Source organism: Halobacillus sp. B23F22_5 (genome assembly GCF_043497085.1).
In the GTDB taxonomy this organism is placed as follows: domain Bacteria; phylum Bacillota; class Bacilli; order Bacillales; family Halobacillaceae; genus Thalassobacillus.
Window position 1 is genome coordinate 306,376 of sequence record NZ_JBIEKI010000003.1, and the last position, 17,405, is coordinate 323,780.

The 17,405-nt window shown below is 44.8% G+C and carries 9 protein-coding genes; 8 read left to right on the forward strand and 1 reads right to left on the reverse strand.

From position 1 onward, the window contains the following. Nucleotides 1–94: 94 nt before the first annotated feature. Nucleotides 95–5,989: a pullulanase gene (locus ACGTN9_RS06840; protein ID WP_499591607.1), complete on the reverse strand. Its 5,895-nt coding sequence runs from the start codon at nt 5,987–5,989 to the stop codon at nt 95–97. Between the two features lie 670 nt (nt 5,990–6,659). Here ACGTN9_RS06840 and ACGTN9_RS06845 point away from each other — a divergent pair. The 8 genes from ACGTN9_RS06845 to ACGTN9_RS06880 all read left to right on the forward strand — a co-directional run bounded on the left by ACGTN9_RS06845 (nt 6,660) and on the right by ACGTN9_RS06880 (nt 17,276). Beyond that, nucleotides 6,660–7,673, forward strand: coding sequence for a LacI family DNA-binding transcriptional regulator (locus tag ACGTN9_RS06845; protein ID WP_499591608.1), 1,014 nt, complete (start codon nt 6,660–6,662; stop codon nt 7,671–7,673). 80 nt (nt 7,674–7,753) lie between these two features. Next, nucleotides 7,754–9,868 carry an amylo-alpha-1,6-glucosidase gene (locus ACGTN9_RS06850; RefSeq protein ID WP_499591609.1) on the forward strand — a complete coding sequence of 705 codons (2,115 nt, stop codon included), beginning with the start codon at nt 7,754–7,756 and terminating at the stop codon, nt 9,866–9,868. 23 nt (nt 9,869–9,891) lie between these two features. Next, entirely contained in the window at nt 9,892–11,172 is a 1,281-nt protein-coding gene (locus tag ACGTN9_RS06855) for an ABC transporter substrate-binding protein (protein WP_499591610.1), read from the forward strand. Between the two features lie 142 nt (nt 11,173–11,314). Next, entirely contained in the window at nt 11,315–12,199 is an 885-nt protein-coding gene (locus ACGTN9_RS06860) for a carbohydrate ABC transporter permease (protein ID WP_499591647.1), read from the forward strand. Between the two features lie 12 nt (nt 12,200–12,211). Further along, nucleotides 12,212–13,033 carry a carbohydrate ABC transporter permease gene (locus tag ACGTN9_RS06865; RefSeq protein ID WP_499591611.1) on the forward strand — a complete coding sequence of 274 codons (822 nt, stop codon included), beginning with the start codon at nt 12,212–12,214 and terminating at the stop codon, nt 13,031–13,033. A 290-nt stretch (nt 13,034–13,323) separates the two neighbouring features. Beyond that, nucleotides 13,324–14,316, forward strand: coding sequence for a glycosyltransferase family 2 protein (locus ACGTN9_RS06870; protein ID WP_499591612.1), 993 nt, complete (start codon nt 13,324–13,326; stop codon nt 14,314–14,316). Continuing rightward, on the forward strand, nt 14,279–14,671 hold the full coding sequence (locus ACGTN9_RS06875; protein WP_499591648.1) for a GtrA family protein: 393 nt from the start codon (nt 14,279–14,281) through the stop codon (nt 14,669–14,671). Before ACGTN9_RS06870 ends, ACGTN9_RS06875 begins: the two co-directional genes overlap by 38 nt. A 13-nt stretch (nt 14,672–14,684) precedes the next feature. Further along, nucleotides 14,685–17,276: a YfhO family protein gene (locus ACGTN9_RS06880; RefSeq protein WP_499591613.1), complete on the forward strand. Its 2,592-nt coding sequence runs from the start codon at nt 14,685–14,687 to the stop codon at nt 17,274–17,276. Nucleotides 17,277–17,405: the final 129 nt, after the last annotated feature.

Consider the following 17,405-nt stretch of genomic DNA (forward strand, 5'->3'; position numbering starts at 1 on the left):
CAGAAATGCGCTTTCCCCAGTAGATAATGCGCTTTGGCTGAAAGAAATAATATTAAAGGACATGGTGCTTGCCACCATGTCCCTCATTTTTGCTTTAATTAAGCTCTTTTATTTTCTTTAACGCTTCAATAATCTGCTTGGAGGCTACTTTTTCGGCATTCTTCTTACCTGCATCTGCCAACATCTTCTCCAAACTACGCTCGATCTGTTCACCAGCTGTTTCGATTGCTCGTGCTTTGCCGGTTTGTTTTTCATCAATGTCCTCATTCAACGCAACATCCAACACAATCTCCTTGATTTCTGCCGGAGTCAGTTCGCCTGCTGCAGCCAGCTCCATGAATGTTTCGGCAGCTTCTTCACCCGAAACTTCACCAGCGAGGAAATCTTCGGTATTGAATTGAACCAGTTCTTCAGGTGTCGGGGCTTCATCTGCTTTACGGTTTTCCATCTTGATAACGACGGTTGTTAGCGGATCGATAGTCAGTGTACCTTCAGTCATTTCAAAACCGGACCGTTCGTCCACTGAATCAGCACCTGCTTCGTCACTGTCAACCAGTACATCACCGCCTCGGAAGTTGTAATCGCCTAGCGTCAGGCTGCGTGCTTGATCATCGGCATTGACGAATACATAATAGTTGCCTGTCTCGTCAGTGGATACAGCTTCATAGCCGATAAACAAGTCATTGTCTTGCATTTCAGGGAATTCCAGTATAGAAACATTTTCATTGACCAGCGATTGTTCTCCCAACCGGAATGCGTTGGTAGATTTACGAAGCTCAATCATGCCTTCTGTAAACTCTCTTGTCGTAGTGTTCACTTCATACTTTTCTTCGTTGGTTGCTTTTTCCCAATCGAACATGTTGATGGCGTCAGAAGAGTCATAAGAATCGTGGATGAAGTAGCCGAATGGATCGCCACTGTCATCGGTCAATTCATGATACTTCTGTTCCGGTACGCCGTCACCGAGCCATTGCTTAGTACGACCGTATTCCTGCCCGGAATGGATGAAAGCTGTACCCTGGGATGTCAAAATCATCGAATTCCCTAGACGAATCCGTTTATGAATTTCTAGATCGTTTTCAGGAATAGCCGGGTCCTTTTTAATCGACTGGGCAATGACATCATATAGCGGCAGGTTATCGTGTGCCGCAATATATTGGACCATATCGCCTGGATCGTCTTCCGCCGTATTGGATGGCTGTCCTTTGATGTTATTGAAAATGACATCAAGGTCACGTGCTCCTCCAGTCAGAAAGCGCGGCTCCCCTTCGGAACCGAATCCGGACTTCAATTCGTTTCGAATTTCATCAGAGAATACGCCGACATCGTCGGTTTTATCCATCCAGTCCTGGTCGGCGCCCATGCCTTCCAAAGATGGATCTGCGAGATGGCCGGCAAACGTTCTCCACCCTTCCCCGATGAACAACGCATCAGGGTTGATCGCTTCTGCAGCATCATAGGCATTTTGGACAGCTGGATAAGTGGCATCCCCCATCATGTCAAAACGCATTCCGTCAATTTTATACTCATCGAACCAGTATTCTACGGAATCGACCATCAGCTTTTCAGCCATATAATGGTTAGTCGCCAGGTTGTTGCCGAAGCCGCCAAGGAAGTTCCCCTGGTCGTCCTGGAATGCATAGTAGTCAGGCACGATGTCATTCAAGGTGCTTGTCTTGGCCATATGGGTATAGACGACATCAAACACAACACCCATCCCGGCATCATGAATCGCATCGATCAATTGCTTCAATTCTTTCACACGCAGTTCTGGATCTTTCGGATTTTCGGAATATGCGCCATCTGGCGAGAAGTAGCTATGCGGGTCATAACCCCAGTTATACGAATTGCCAGCTGCTGAATATTCCAGTTCACGTTCACCCATGTCCGTTTCATCGCCGTAGTACCATGCCATCACCGGAAGCAACTGCACATGGGTTACTCCCAGCGATTGAATGTAATCAAGTTTATCAATGAACGCGGTATAAGATCCCCATCTGGAATCCAGGTCATCTGCGATCGATGGATCGGACGTAAAGTCGCGGATATGGGTTTCGTAAATCACCGCATCCTCACGCTTTTCATAACCATCGATATCTGCATGACCAAAGCCTTCCGGGTCTGTATCGCTCAAATCGACGATTGCCGCTTTACCAACATCATCGCCATCCGGACCAGGTTCGCCTGTCGTGTCGACAGTAAATGCGGCCATGGACTTTGCGTATGGATCCAATACTTTTTTCGTGACACTGTCATTGACCACTTCGTACTGGTAGTAGTAACCTTCGAGATCCGCTACACTCAGTCCACTGGCAGCGACATCTTTAGCCCAGACACCCCGCTCTCCTTTTGTGAGCTCAACACTACCGATCTGTGTAGCAGCATCATCTTTATCAAAAAAGTTCGCCACGACCTTGCTTGCTTTTGGTGCCCATAATTTCAATGCAGCATCGCCATTCTGATAGGTAGCACCTAGGTCGTCGCCTTCATAAGCATACAGGTCATCAATCATTCTCCAGCTAGTGTCTGCGGAAACGGTTCTCTCTCCGTATTCTACTGTCAGCGGAAGTTTTTCCAAATCAAAGGAAGCTTTCACTTCCACTGTCTTGTCACCGATGATTTCCATACTGTCTATCGCTACATCATTACCATCTGCATCTTTGATCGCCAGTTTAGCCATCAAATCATCAACGGTCAGGCCATCTGTCATAGTGAAGCTTAATTGAATGGTATCTTCAGCAATCACCTCTGCCGATGTGATACCCGATGCCAGTTCCCAGTATGGGGAAACATAGACATTGTCGTCACCTTGTCTCAGCCATAGCTGATTGTATCGGTCTAATAGATTAAAAGTTTTGTCACCGCCATCTTTATTGCCAGTGGTGGTATCAAGCGTGATCATACCGATTTCCTTCGCATTCTCTGTCAGCTCGATATCTACATAGGCTCCGTATCGGTCAGTACCTTCAAAAGGCGCGGCACCAGTCGGCCAATTTTCAGAAGGATTGGCTACATCGCCCCAGTTCCAGAGACCGAAGTTTTCATAATCATCGTTGTCACGGTCATAATGGATACGGACGGTATTTTCAGGTAAATCTACAGGCTCGTAGGTATAAACCTTATCCGACCCCTGTTTGATATAAATCTCGTTGATTTCCTGTGAAGTGATCGTAAAACCTTTGTCTCCACCGTCTTTACCAGCGTCTCCCTTGGTCACATCCATGACCAGGAAACCGATATTTTTCGCACCGTCTGCAAGCTCCACGTCAACGTAGGCGCCATAACTGTCTGTTCCTTCAAACATGGTCGCTCCTGTCGGCCAGTTTGCAGAAGGTTCGGCCACATCATTCCATAGCCATAAGCCGTAGTTTTCATAGTTACCATCGTCACGCTTGTAATGGATGCGGATATGATCTTCAGGAACAGGCTCGACTTCCGCGTCTCCTTCCCCCTCATCTCTTTCACCTGCAACACCCGTAATGGCTCCACCTTCAGCAGTCAACAATGCAGTACCACCGTCAGCTTTGGAAGGGATAGCTAGTGTAACTTCTCCTTCTGCAGCCTCATAGACCTCTCCTGTATAGTGGTCAGTCACTGCCGTACCATCTTCCACTTCCAGGGTCACTTCTTTGGCTTCATCAGCAACATTTAGCCCAACGTGGACTGAGTTGCTTTCATACGCACGTTTAAATAGCAAAAATTGATCGCTGTCAGAGCCGCCGACAAACGTACGGTCCCCTTTTGCAAAAACCTCGGACTGCTCGCCTCGGAAGTTCAAAATCTTAGAATAGTGTTCGAGAATATCATTGTTCTCTACTTCATTCCAGGCAAAATCATAGCGGTTATCGTATTCCGGGTAGTTGTTCGCTCCCGATTGCCCGAGCTCTTCCCCGTAATAGATGACCGGCTGGCCTTTCGCCGTAGCCTGCAGGGAGGCTGCCACTTTCAGTTTGCCTTCATCGCCACCAAGAGAGTGCAGAAAACCATCTTCATCGTGGCTGCCTAAAAATTGCCCTAATGTCGCAGTGTTATCCATTTTATCGTTACGGGCAGCCAGCTTGTCATCGGCTGCTTTCAAGCTTCCATTAACGAAATCATAGGCAATCCCTTTGAATCCGAAATCAAGAAGCGAGTCCATCATGCCGGTTTCCAGATAGCCATAGTCGTTATCGGCATTGGCTCCCCACGCTTCCCCGATTATCTTGTGTTCCGGCATTTTTTCCGTAATCGCATTCTTGAATGCCATCCATGTCGTATCCTCAACATGCTTCACGGTATCGACACGGAAGTAGTCAATCGTGTTTCCTTCATCTGTCGTAGCTGCCTCAATCCAGTTTGTCTGCCAATCGGTAATCTGCTGGCGGACAGCAGGATCTTCGGTCTTGAAGTCAGGCAATCCAGCTAATTCACCGACAACCTCATCAGTACCGACATCCGTCCCCTGACGGACAAGGTCACTGAACCTTTCACGGTCCGTATCAGTCGGATAACCTTCCGGCTGTTCCGCTTCTTGAAGATTACCATCGACTTCTTTTAAGCCATAGCCGGTGTGATTCAATACGACATCAACCATGATTTTCATATCACGGGCATGGGCTTCATCAATCAGGTTATGAAACTCCTCCATCGTGCCAAAATGAGGATTCAATTTACCAAAGTTATTTGCCCAGTAACCATGGTACCCATAGTAAGGCTGGTCGCCTTCTTCATTGAAGCGGACATCATACTTGATGTTTTCGACAATCGGGCTGATCCAGATCGTGTTTACACCAAGATTATCAAGGTAATCAAGCTTTTCAGTGATTCCTTCAAAATCTCCCCCTTGATAGGTGCCACGTTTATCCGTGTCATAACCAAGGTTGTATGGGTCATTGTTAGACTCATCACCGTCGAAGAAGCGGTCGGTCAACATAAAGTAAATGATCGACTCGTCCCAATCAAAATCAGCTTCTCCTACGGACTGTCTCGTTTTGACCTCTACTTCTGCAGTTCCTTCATGATGGTTTCCGAACGAATCGACTACAGTGAACGGAATCGTTTTAGCCCCAGCAGTCACGTCATCATCGACAGCTATGGAGACTTCCTGTAGTGATGGATCAATCGCCAGCTTTTCCGAGCCGCCTAAGGGGGAAATATCCGCATACATTTCGGCCACCTTAAGGTCGTCCGAGAGACCTTGGACATCCACGCTTAAGACAGCGTTTTCATTATAGTCAATCGCAGCAGGTTCGACTTTTCCAGAAACGCTCAGATCAGCTTTTTCGAAACTGATCGTTGAAACGCCATCTACTGTGTTGTATGGGTCTGTCACCTCGGTAGTTTCTCCATCCTTGGTTACCAGGTACGTATATTCATGTTCGCCATTCGGAATGTCATTGTACGTAAAGACAAACCGCTCATTATCCGGCTCATACGTCATTTCCTTCGTTTCACCGTTGAACTTCAACTCGACTTTATCAATCGTGTCCATAGCATCGGATGCGAACAGGTCTTTGTCCCTGTAAAAGAAAGTCGCATTTCCGTTATCAATAACAGGAGCCGAGCCATCCGGCACAATTCTGATTTCCTCGACACCACTGGTTATGTATGCCTTGGTGAGGGTGTCGTTCTGGCTGACCTGAATGAAGCGGTCGCCAAACTCTTTTTCCGCTGTCTCCCAGTCTTCTGTGCTTCGGAGCACGAAGCCGAACTCTTTTGTTTCCGGTGCAACGGCGATATTTGCTGTCGCCACACTTCCTTCATACGAGTCAAAATTAATTTGACCGTCCTGGACGCCAGTATTCCATGTCCAAATATTCCAGTCGCCAAAATTCTCATCTTCCCGGATGTAATTAAACTGCACCGTTCTTTCAGTCGTTTCCTCTGTGGTGTTTGTATCAGAAGAACCTTCTGCATGAGCTTGTCGAACTGGTGCCATTGGCGACCATAAGCTCAACAGCATGATCAAAATCATAAAAATGGAGAAATTACGCCTCGTATTTCTTCTCATTTAATAGTTTCCTCCCTGAATAGATTAATAGAATCAAATAACGCCATCAGCCCCCCCTTCTTTTCGTAAAAGCTTGCATTTTTTGCGCAAACGCTTGCATAAAAAGATAAATAAAAAGAAGTCCTTTTATCATAGGTATATTACACCATTATGCAAGCGCTTGCATTTTATGTTTTTATTTTACATGATTTGCTAGCAAACGGCAAACTGGAATTATCTGTTACGATACTTAGACGCATTTCTTCTAGCTAAAGCGCATTCTTGCTCGGCGAGAGCGCATTACTTCAAGCGAAGGCGCATTCTTACTTAGCGAGAGCGCATTTCCCCAATCGAAGGCGCATTCTTGCTCAGCAAGAGCGCATTACCTCGTTCGAAGGCGCATTTCACTCTCTTGCAGACGCATATATAAGCCGCGAAAGCGCATATAACTCCGCTGTGGGCGCATTCCCCTATGCAAAAAGCAAATATATTCATTTTAAACACTTCTCCCCTTCACATAACACTAACAAAAAATAATAGAAAATAATAAAAATTATTAAACTAACTTAATTTAAAACGAAAAACTAAATTATAAAAATTTCTGGAAACGCCTTGTAAAACGCTTTCAAAGTATGTATACTTTGTTTCAAATCAATCATCCAAAACGTTTTGGAAAGGCTAGGAGACTACAATGGCTACAATAAAAGATATAGCTAAACTTGCAGGAGTATCTGTTACTACTGTTTCGAGAGCATTGAATGGCTACTCGGATGTCAACGCTAAAACCAGGCAAAAAATCGAAGCGATTGCGAAGGAAATTGAATACAGTCCGAACTCTCTTGCCCGTAGTCTTGTTATGAAGAAAACAAAAACAATCGGCTTGCTTGTCTCAGGTCTTTCCCGTGACGGCTCCAAGGATAATATTGTTTTTGATGTTCTCACTGGGATCAACGAGTATTGCGGAGCAATGGAATATGACTTAGTTTTATTCAACACCAATACTTCTAAACAAAAAGAAAAAACATATACGCAGCTTTGTCGGGAGCGTCGTGTCGATGGCGTAATCGTCCAGGGAATTAAAAAAGACGACCCTTATTTAATTGAAATCTTCGAAAGCGACATTCCTTGTGTATTGATCGATGTACCATTGGAAAATGAAACGACTGGTTACATAACTACGGATAATGTGGATGGAACTTTCAGAGCAGTTCAACATTTATCAGGATTAGGTCATACCAGCATTGCTATGGTCAACGGTCACGACCAGGCATTTGTCAGCCAAGAACGACTAAGAGGATTCGAACTTGGAATGAAGAAACACGAGCTGACTATTAGAAAAGAGTGGATTGTAAATGGAGCATATACAGAATTAAAAGCTGAACAAGTATCACTTGAACTATTGACCGCTTTCCCCGAAATCACCGCGGTGGTCAGCGCCAGTGACTTGATGGCTTTAGGGGTCATGCGAGCAGCCAAACAGCTGAATAGGAAGATTCCAGATGACTTATCATTAGTTGGCTATGATGATATCACGCTCGCCGCCTATGTCAGCCCTGCTCTTACCACTATCGCACAAGATACTTTTCGAATGGGCTTTACAGCCGCTGAGTTGCTAGTAGGAATCCTCCAGGGTACCGAAACAAACAGGGTGAAAATTATAGAGAATGAATTGAAAGTCAGAGAATCTACAACAAAATTAACCTAAATTTTTTTAACGAATTCCCGAAACGTTTCGGACTTTTTTTACAAGATTACCCGAAACGTTTTGGACGGAAGGATGAGATGATGGATTATCGTGTATTAAAAGACAATGAAACTTTCTTGCTAACAGACAAAAATGGAGATATACCGATTAACCACCCTTATGGATTAGGATTGTATAAAAAAGATACGCGCTTTCTTAGCGAGATGAGCTTAAAAATTAATGGTGAGGATCCAATCTTGCTTAAATCAGAAGCAGACAATATTTATGACACAGAAATTATGTTGACAAACCCTCATATCGAAAAGGACGGCGAAGTGGAGCTTTGGAGAGAATCTGTAGAAATTAAACGCCATCGCTTCATTTCTCGGGATGTCTTATACGAAACTATATCCATACGAAACTATAACCCTAAAACCGTCAATTTTACCGTGGAACTATCACTTGATGCTGACTTTGCAGATATGTTCATTGTCCGAGGCTTTCAGAATGGTGAAGTCGGGAAAGTGTTAAATCCTGCAAAAACGGAAGATTCTTTAACGTTCTCCTACCTCGGAGCAGATGATGTAAAGCGTCATACACGAGTAACCTGGGAAAGTGATACCGCAATCTTAAGTGAAAATGGGCTTGTAAAAATTCCCGTTAATTTGGGTCATGAAGAATCCCAGGAAGTTACTTTTCATATTGTACCCCTCGTAGACGATGAAGAAGTAAAAGTATTAGAGAAAGCTCAGGCCTTTGAACAACTGGAAAATACATACCAACAGTGGAACCAATCAGTAGCAAAAATCAAAACCGACTACCAACCGCTTCAGCGTCTCATTGACCGTGGAGTTCAGGATCTCCAGGCACTCTCGACTGATGTCGGCTTCGGTTCCTTCTTTGTCGCAGGTCTGCCTTGGTTCGGTGTTCCATTTGGAAGAGACAGCTTGATTGCAGCGCTTCAAATGTTGCCCTTCCAGCCCGAAATTGCCAAAGGAACATTGAAAACGATGGCACATTATCAGGGAACGAAAAAAGATTCCTGGCGTGATGAAGAACCAGGGAAAATCATGCACGAGATCCGTTATGGTGAGCTGGCGAACACCGGCCAGATCCCGTTCACACCTTATTACGGGACGATTGACGCTACTCCTCTTTTCCTGATTCTCCTTGTGGAATACGTCAATTGGTCCAAGGACATCGCCCTATTCGAAGAACTGCTTCCGAATATAAAAGCAGCACTGACCTGGATTGATGAGTATGGAGACAGAGATGGTGACGGGTTTGTCGAGTATCACCAGGAAGCAAGTAAAGGTATCGCTAACCAGGGCTGGAAAGACTCCGCAGATTCTGTTGTTCACCGTAATGGGGATTTGGCTCAATCACCAATCGCTTTAGCTGAGGTTCAAGGTTATGTCTACCAGGCACGAATTGGTATTGCCTCTCTCTATGAATCTATTGGTCAAATAGAAGACGCTGCTAAACTAAGAAAACAAGCTGCTGATTTAAAGCAAAAATTCGAGGAAGCATTCTGGATGGAAGACAAAAGCTTTTATGCTATTGCTTTAGATGAAAATAAAGATCAAGTAGGCACGGTGACTTCAAATCCAGGCCATGTCTTATTCTCTGAAATGATAGAGGGTGAACGAGCCCAACATGTGATGGACATGCTCACTTCCCCAACCATGTTTTCAGGTTATGGGATACGCACTATGGGTGAAGGAGAAGCCGGATATAATCCGATCAGTTACCATGATGGCAGTGTATGGCCACATGACAATAGCATGATTCTGCTCGGCATGGGTCGAGTGAAAGGTGCTCATCATGCAAAAGTGGTGATGCAGGGGTTAATAGACGCTTCTCATCATTTCGAGTATGAACGCCTGCCGGAATTATTCTGCGGTTACAGCAAAGATGAAGGAAAACCGGTTCCTTATCCTGTTGCTTGTTCTCCACAAGCCTGGGCAGCCGGGACACCCTTGACATTCGTCCGGACAATGCTTGGCCTCAACCCAGATTATAAACAAGAGGAATTAGTGGTCGCTCCCCACTTCTTAAGCGAAATGAACGAGTTATCCTTAGAAGAATTGCCATTAGGACCAGGGCACATATCATTGACCGTAAATAGAAGCCAAGGATCTTATCAAATGGAAATATCCAAGAATACAACCGGATTAGATGTAAGTTTGGAAACTAATGCAAGTGTACTAAGCTAAAAAATCTGAAGGGATAGATGGATATGAAAATGAATAAAATGTTGGCGGCCGTAGGAGTCACAGGGATGTTAATGGGTGGAGCATTAGTAGGCTGCAGCAGCGATTCTTCCGGCGGGAGCGGAAGCGATGGAGATAAAACTGTAGTAGAACTTGCCGGATGGGGAGCTTCACCAGAAGAAAAAGAGCTTCTAAAACAAACCCTTGATGCATTTGAAGAAGAGCATCCGAATATTGAAGTGAAGCACGAAGTTGTCTCCGATCAATATATGGATGTGATGAAAACTCGCCTGGTAGGTGGAGAAGCAGCAGATGTTTTCTACCTTGATGCATCTGAGGCTCCTGGCCTAATCGATACAGGCGTGTTAGAACCATTGAATGATTACGTAACCGATGATTTTGATGTGGAAGATTTCCAGGAACCACTCTTAAATGCGTTTAAAGCCGATGGAACATACTACGGATTTCCAAAAGATTTCTCGACACTTTCCCTCTTTTATAATAAAGAAGCCTTTGAAGAAGCTGGTTTAGAAGGACCTCCAGAGACTTGGGAAGAACTGCAGGAATATGCAGAAAAACTTACAGTTGATGAAGATGGAGATGGTCAGCCAGAACGGTTCGGCCTTGGTATTTCACAAGAGCTGGCACGTCAGTTCTATAAATTACAGCCGCACGGCGGACAGGTTACCAATGAAGAAGAAAAAGCAGCATTCGCAGGAGAAAATGCGGTAGAAGCATTACAGCCAGTTGTCGATATGTATACTGATGATAAGATCGCAGGCTTGCCTTCTGACGTAGGTACGGACTGGGGCGGCGATATGTTCGGACAAGAGAAAGCAGCAATGGTCATCGAAGGAAACTGGACCATTCCATTCTTGGAAAACAACTTCAAAGAACTGGATTTTACCACAACAGAATTACCGACCATCAATGGCGAAAAAGCTACAGCTGCATTTACGGTAGCCTATGTTATGAACAAGCAGTCTGAAGTGAAAGATGCATCCTGGGAACTAATTTCCTTCCTTACAGGAAAAGAAGGGATGGAAATTTGGACAAGCAAGGGGCTCGCCCTGCCAACCCGTCAATCTGTGGCTGAAGAACTAGGTTTCGCTGACGACCCACTACGCGGATCATTCATTAAAGGCTCTGCTTATGCCCAGCCATGGCAGGCCGGAAAGAACCTACCTACCATTATGAATAACTTTGATAACCAATTCAGCAGTGCTTTACTAGGGGAACAAAATCTGGAAGAAGCATTGAAGAAAGCCCAGGAAACCGCTAATAAAGAGATTGAGTCAGCTAACTAACAGATAAGGAGGCGTATGTCGCCTCCTCTATCTTTAAGAAAGAGGTGTCAATATGGAGCCAGCAAGAAAAGAAGAGCACGTCAGCGATCGAAAACAGAAGGGTTCAAAAGACACACATCGACGGAGCAAGCCAAAAAAACGCATGACCAAATCAGTGAAAGAAGGATTGTCCGGCTATTTATTTATGAGCCCGACCATCTTCACCATCGGTGTCTTTGTCGTAATCCCGATTTTATATGCTCTATATTTATCATTTAATGATGTTCAGCTCCTCGGTGGTATAGGTTATGAATTTATTGGTTTAGAAAACTATACACGTACATTCGATGATGAACGTGCCATGATTGCCTTGAAAAATACTGCAGAATATGTGTTTATTGTAGTTCCTATCCAAACTGTTCTGGCTTTACTTTTAGCAGCAGCATTGAACTCGAATATACGCGGGAAGAATGCATTCCGTATTATTTTCTTCCTGCCTACTGTTACATCATCTGCTGTATTGACGATTATTTTCATGTGGATGTATAACCCGGATGGTCTGATCAATACATTTTTGCAATTTGTAAATTTGCCTACCTATAACTGGCTGGCCGATCCTGATATTGCTCTAAAATCCATCATGATCATGAACATTTGGGCAACAGCTCCGTTCTTTATGGTCATTTACTTAGCCGCCATGCAGGATATATCGGATTCTGTCTATGAAGCAGCGACGATTGATGGCGCGAACTGGTGGCAGAAATTCATTTATATTACAGTACCAATTTTAAAGCCTGTCACGTTCTTCGTGGTAGTAATGGGCGTCATCGGAACTTTCCAGCTCTTTGACCAATCTTACATTTTCTCTGGGGGTTCAGGTGGACCTAACAACTCTACATTAACGGTTGTTCTACTGATCTATCAATATGCGTTTAAATCGCTCGATATGGGATATGCTTCCGCATTGGCTGTTGTGCTCGCCCTTATCATTATGATCGTCACACTCATTCAAAAGAAATTCTTCGGTGAAGAGAAGCTTCATGATTAAGGAGGATATATGATGAAAAAACGTATCTTTTCCAAGCCGTTTATCTATGGCGTGCTTATCACGTATGCGATTATCACGTTTATCCCGTTTCTATGGGCGATTCTTTCCTCCTTTAAACCATTAGAGGAAATTGTATCCGGGATTACTTTTTTACCCGAAAATTTCACGTTAGATAACTATGTGCAAATCTTTTCTAAAGAACCATTATTCTTACGCTGGATGTTCAATAGCATTTTCATCACGTCATGTATGGTGGTGCTGAATATTATTTTCAACTCGATGGCTGGATACGCGCTGGCAAGAATCAAGTTTGCAGGCCGTAACTTCTGGTTTATGTTGATCCTCGTCGTACTAATGATTCCTTTTCAAGTTACCTTGATTCCAAGCTACCTCATTTTAAAGATGTTCGGCTGGCTGAATACGTATCAAGGTCTGATTATTCCTGGCATGGTCAATGCGACGTTTATCTTCATGATGCGTCAGTTCTTCCTGAACTTTCCAAAAGAACTGGAGGAAGCTGCGCAAATGGATGGCCTTAGCCGGTTAGGAACATTCTTCCGAATTGTCATGCCATTAGCTAAACCAGCATTGGCAGCCCAGGCAGTCTTTATCTTCATGGCATCTTGGAATGATTTCATGCGACCATTGATTATCATGTCTGACGAAGAAATGTTTACCCTAACATTAGGGTTGAACACATTTAAAGGACAATATATCAGCTTTTGGAACCTGATTATGGCCGCTTCCACCGTTATGACGATTCCTTCCTTACTTATTTACGCCTTTTTCAACCGTTACTTCATTAAAGGCGTTACGTTTACAGGAGGAAAATAGCCAAAATTATTCTGTACGTAAGCACACCCTGAAGCCATGGGCTCCGGGTGTGTTTTTTGATTCTCTTTTATTTCATCCTCATACATCTTATAATAGTGCCCTCTTATTGAGAGGTGGTGGCTAAGAGATTTAGTTCTTGCTGTCCCAAAAGAAGACTTACTAATTTTATATAGCCCGGATCTATTTGGTCTACGAGCTACCCTCACCTTTAGAGCAAGCAACCAAGCTATGGTTTTAATCTTCTTCCGTAAGGGTACGATGTAAATAGAGTAAACCTACGGAGGTACATCATGAATAAATTAATGGTATCGATAATCATACCCGCTTATAATGAAGGGGAAAATATCGAATTGGTACATGAGGCTCTTCAAAAGGAATTTGCCGGTCTGTCCTGTGACTGGGAGGTTGTCTTTGTCGATGACGGAAGCGCAGATGATACGCTTATGACAATCCGAGCACTGGCAGCCACTTTTCCGGAAGTGAAGTATGTCGCGTTTAGTCGTAATTTCGGTAAGGAAGCGGCCCTGCTTGCCGGACTTCAGCATGCCGACGGGGATGCGGTCATCATTATGGACGCTGACCTTCAGCATCCTCCTGCCCTGATTCCTGACTTACTGGAAGGGTATCAGGAGGGCTATCAGCAGGTGGTGGCCAAGCGGAACCGGAACGGAGAATCCAAACGTCGCTCTTTCCTCTCCTCGCTTTATTATAAAGCGGTCAATAGCCTGATTGAGGTAAAACTGTATGACGGGGAAGGAGATTTCCGCCTGCTGGGCAGACAGGCTGTCGATGCTATACTGAGTCTTAGCGAAGGTAATCGCTTTTCCAAAGGGCTGTTTTCCTGGATCGGTTTCGATCAGAAGACGATTCATTATGACAACGTCGAACGACAGAACGGCGACTCACAGTGGTCGATGAAACAGCTGCTGGAGTATGGAATCGAAGGCATCTTATCGTTTAACCAGCGGCCGCTCCGACTGGTAATGTATACTGGTTTAATAGTAATGGCCTTAAGCCTGCTCTATATCATGATTATGTTCGGGATGATACTCGCGCGAGGAATTGATGTGCCAGGCTATTTCACCACTATTTCTTCCATCCTGTTTCTCGGTGGCGTGCAGTTAGTCAGCCTCGGTGTAATTGGCGAATATGTGGGAAGAATTTATATGGAAACGAAAAAACGGCCACATTATCTGATCAAAGAAAGCAATGCGAAGAGGGATAACCGTGAACAAAGCGAATCAAATGCCAAAAGAAATACTCCTGAAAAAATGGAACAATGAATTCACCCGGTTCGTGATCGTCGGCGGACTGAACACGGCGAATTACTATCTATTCTATGTATTATTTTATAACCTGTTGGGATGGCATTATCTGCCATCCCACATTCTTGCCTTTTTGATCAGCATGGTCATTTCCTTCTTCCTGAATGTCTATTTCACATATAAGGTCAAGCCCACGCTGTCCAAATTCCTGATGTTCCCGTTCACCCAGGTCGTCAATATTTCGGTGTCTTCCTTGTTAATTTATGTGTTTGTTGACCTGTTACATTTAAACGGAAACATCGCCCCCCTTGCTGCGGTCATATTCACAGTACCAATTACATTTATCGTAACCAGTAAAATTTTGAAGAGGTAAGGCGGGAACATTCATGACAAAAAAACAAACGCTTCTGCTTATTGGCGCAAGTTTCGTTACTGCTATCCTGGCGCATGCCTTCTTCCTATACCAATGGACACAGGGAGTTTATATGGTAGGACCGGATGATGGTCTGTCCCAGATGGTCCCCTTCCGTGAGATGCTCTACGACCAGTTCACGAGCGGGAATTTCTTTTACTCGTATGAATTCGGTCTCGGGGCCGGTACATATAGCCAGCTTGCCTATTATTACGGCATTAATATCTTTTTCTTTTTTACGGTTGCAGCAGTCTTCCTCCTGGAGTCCTTATCGATTATCGGGGAGCCGGACGTGCTGTTCTGGGCTCAGGCTACGGTTTTCATCAGCATAGCGAGAATGACGCTCATCCTGGTGGTCACTACATATGTCTTCCGCTACCTAAATGGCAGGATACTGCCTTCTTTCATCGGAGCCACGCTTTATGGTACGTCCACGATGTATTTCCGCCATGTTACCTATTGGGAATTCTTCGGGGACGCGTTCCTGTGGCTGCCGCTTTTGATTCTCGGAGTGGAAAAAATCATTCGCGAGCAAAAGCTGGGCTGGCTGATTGCAGCAACGGCCATTTCCTTTTTCGATAATTTCTATTTCGCCTACATAAACGGCATTTTCACTGGCATGTATATTATCGCCAGATGGATTTTTCCCCTTGTAACCAAAGAAACGCCAAAATGGAAACAGCTGAAATATTATATCGGGTCCGTAATGCTTGGGCTCGGTATCGGTTCTGTCGGACTCGTTCCGGCGGTCTGGGGGTTTATGCAAAACATTCGCCCGCCTTTTGATCAGGAAATTGCCCTGGTCTCAAGCACAAGCAACATTCTTTATGACAGCCCATACCTGGTTATTCCGGCTGTGTTTGTTCTTTTGCTCGGCCTCCTGCCGCTCTACAAACAACCGCAGTTCAGGCTGTTCACAGCAATAAGTCTGCTGCTCATCGTGCTTCATTTTATCCCATGGGCAGCGAGTTTCTTCAACGGGTTGTCCGCACCCCAGAATCGGTATGAATATCTGGCATCCTTTACGATTGGCGGAGCGGTTGCAGTTGGGTTGCCTGTATTGAAAAAAGTGACGCACCGACAGATAACGCTGGCGGGGATCGGCATGGCCGCTTTCTACGTATTATTCCATCTGATCGACTCCAGCCTGGAAATCGCCTCCTTATGGACGGCATTCGTTCTTACTGCTGCCGGATTGACTCTGTTGTTTCTTTTTCTAAACCACAAACACGGAAAAATGGCTGGCTACGGCTTGCTCGCGATAATTGTTCTGTCCCAGCTTGTGATTACTAATCAATATCAATATGACAAGTTATATGTACACGGCGGATTACAGGACACCACGAAGGAGTATATGCTAAGCGAAAACTACCTGGCAAAAGAACAGCAGGAACTTATTAATGAAGTTCTGCGTGGAGAAACCTCTCCCCTATCCCGGGTGACGTGGAAAGCAGATGGCAGATATAATACACCGCTCATTCAGGGATTCCCTGGCACAAGTGCCTATTCCAGCATCCTCAATGGGCACGTGCTGAATTACTATTATCATGATCTCGAAGTTGATATGAAACGGGAAAGCGTCAGCCGCTACTCGGGGTTCGGCGACCGCGCTAATTTGCACAGCCTGTGGCAGGGTAAGTATGTGATGTATAAAAAAGGGGAAGAAGCGAACATCCCATATGGGTTCGAAGCCTATAAAGAGAGTGAAAACTATATCGTCTATGAAAATACCAACCCTTTACCGTTCGTGCGAATGTCGGATCAGATCTTTAGCGAGGAAGCACTTCAAAACAGCCATCCCCTATCCCGGGAGCAGGCGATGGTGAAAGGGCTTGTGGTCGAAGGGGCCGCTACAACATCAGAACAAATTCCGGACAATGATAACCTGATCGATCAAACGACTATCGAGAGCGTTGGTGGCAGCTATTCCGATGGAAGACTTGTAATTAATGAAAAAGAAGGAGGCCTGGATATCTCGCTTCCCCAAACAGTCCTGGAATCTGAAGCAGAAGATGTCTATGTTTCCTTTTATCTATTTAACAATGTTGAGGAAGCCCCGTTGTTTGCCTTGAAGGTCAACGACTTCTGGACCACCCGGAAATCGCGGGAATCCTTTTATAAAACTAATGTTAATGACATCACCATCCGCGTGCCAAAAGAGGAAAAAATTTCGATCCGCATGCGGGAAGGAGATTATACGCTGAAGGATCTCGAAGTATACACAGCGGATTATCAGGCTTTAGAACAAGCATCAAAAAGAGAGCAAACTAATCAGCAGCCGGATGTAACCCTCGATGGCAACCGGATAAGTATTGATGGTTTACAGGCAACTAAAGAAGGCTACCTGGCTATTCCAGTCCCCTATGAAAAAGGGTGGCAGGTCAAAGTCGACGGCGAGAAACGCGATGTTGAAAAAGTTAACTATGCTATGCTTGGCACCGCTATCCATCCTGGCGATGAAACAGTGGAATTCACCTACATGCCGCCATATTTTAAAATGACCTTGATAATAGCGATAATATCATTACTTATAGCAGGCCTTTGGGTGAGAAGAAAAAAGGATTAGCCACCAAAAGTTTCTGCTCTCCCAGGGTGCCTCCCCTCTGAACAGGGTGTCTGAACCTGGCCCACTCACTTCCATCAGGAAACCCATTACTGGTAAAACCAAATCAAAATCAGAAATCTCGATCCCGTG

Excerpts from the sequence above, each read along its gene's own strand:
- ACGTN9_RS06840 (WP_499591607.1), bottom strand. The coding sequence starts at position 5,989 with ATGAGAAGAAATACGAGGCGTAATTTCTCCATTTTTATGATTTTGATC.
- ACGTN9_RS06845 (WP_499591608.1), top strand. The coding sequence starts at position 6,660 with ATGGCTACAATAAAAGATATAGCTAAACTTGCAGGAGTATCTGTTACT.
- ACGTN9_RS06850 (WP_499591609.1), top strand. The coding sequence starts at position 7,754 with ATGGATTATCGTGTATTAAAAGACAATGAAACTTTCTTGCTAACAGAC.
- ACGTN9_RS06855 (WP_499591610.1), top strand. The coding sequence starts at position 9,892 with ATGAAAATGAATAAAATGTTGGCGGCCGTAGGAGTCACAGGGATGTTA.
- ACGTN9_RS06860 (WP_499591647.1), top strand. The coding sequence starts at position 11,315 with ATGACCAAATCAGTGAAAGAAGGATTGTCCGGCTATTTATTTATGAGC.
- ACGTN9_RS06865 (WP_499591611.1), top strand. The coding sequence starts at position 12,212 with ATGAAAAAACGTATCTTTTCCAAGCCGTTTATCTATGGCGTGCTTATC.
- ACGTN9_RS06870 (WP_499591612.1), top strand. The coding sequence starts at position 13,324 with ATGAATAAATTAATGGTATCGATAATCATACCCGCTTATAATGAAGGG.
- ACGTN9_RS06875 (WP_499591648.1), top strand. The coding sequence starts at position 14,279 with ATGCCAAAAGAAATACTCCTGAAAAAATGGAACAATGAATTCACCCGG.
- ACGTN9_RS06880 (WP_499591613.1), top strand. The coding sequence starts at position 14,685 with ATGACAAAAAAACAAACGCTTCTGCTTATTGGCGCAAGTTTCGTTACT.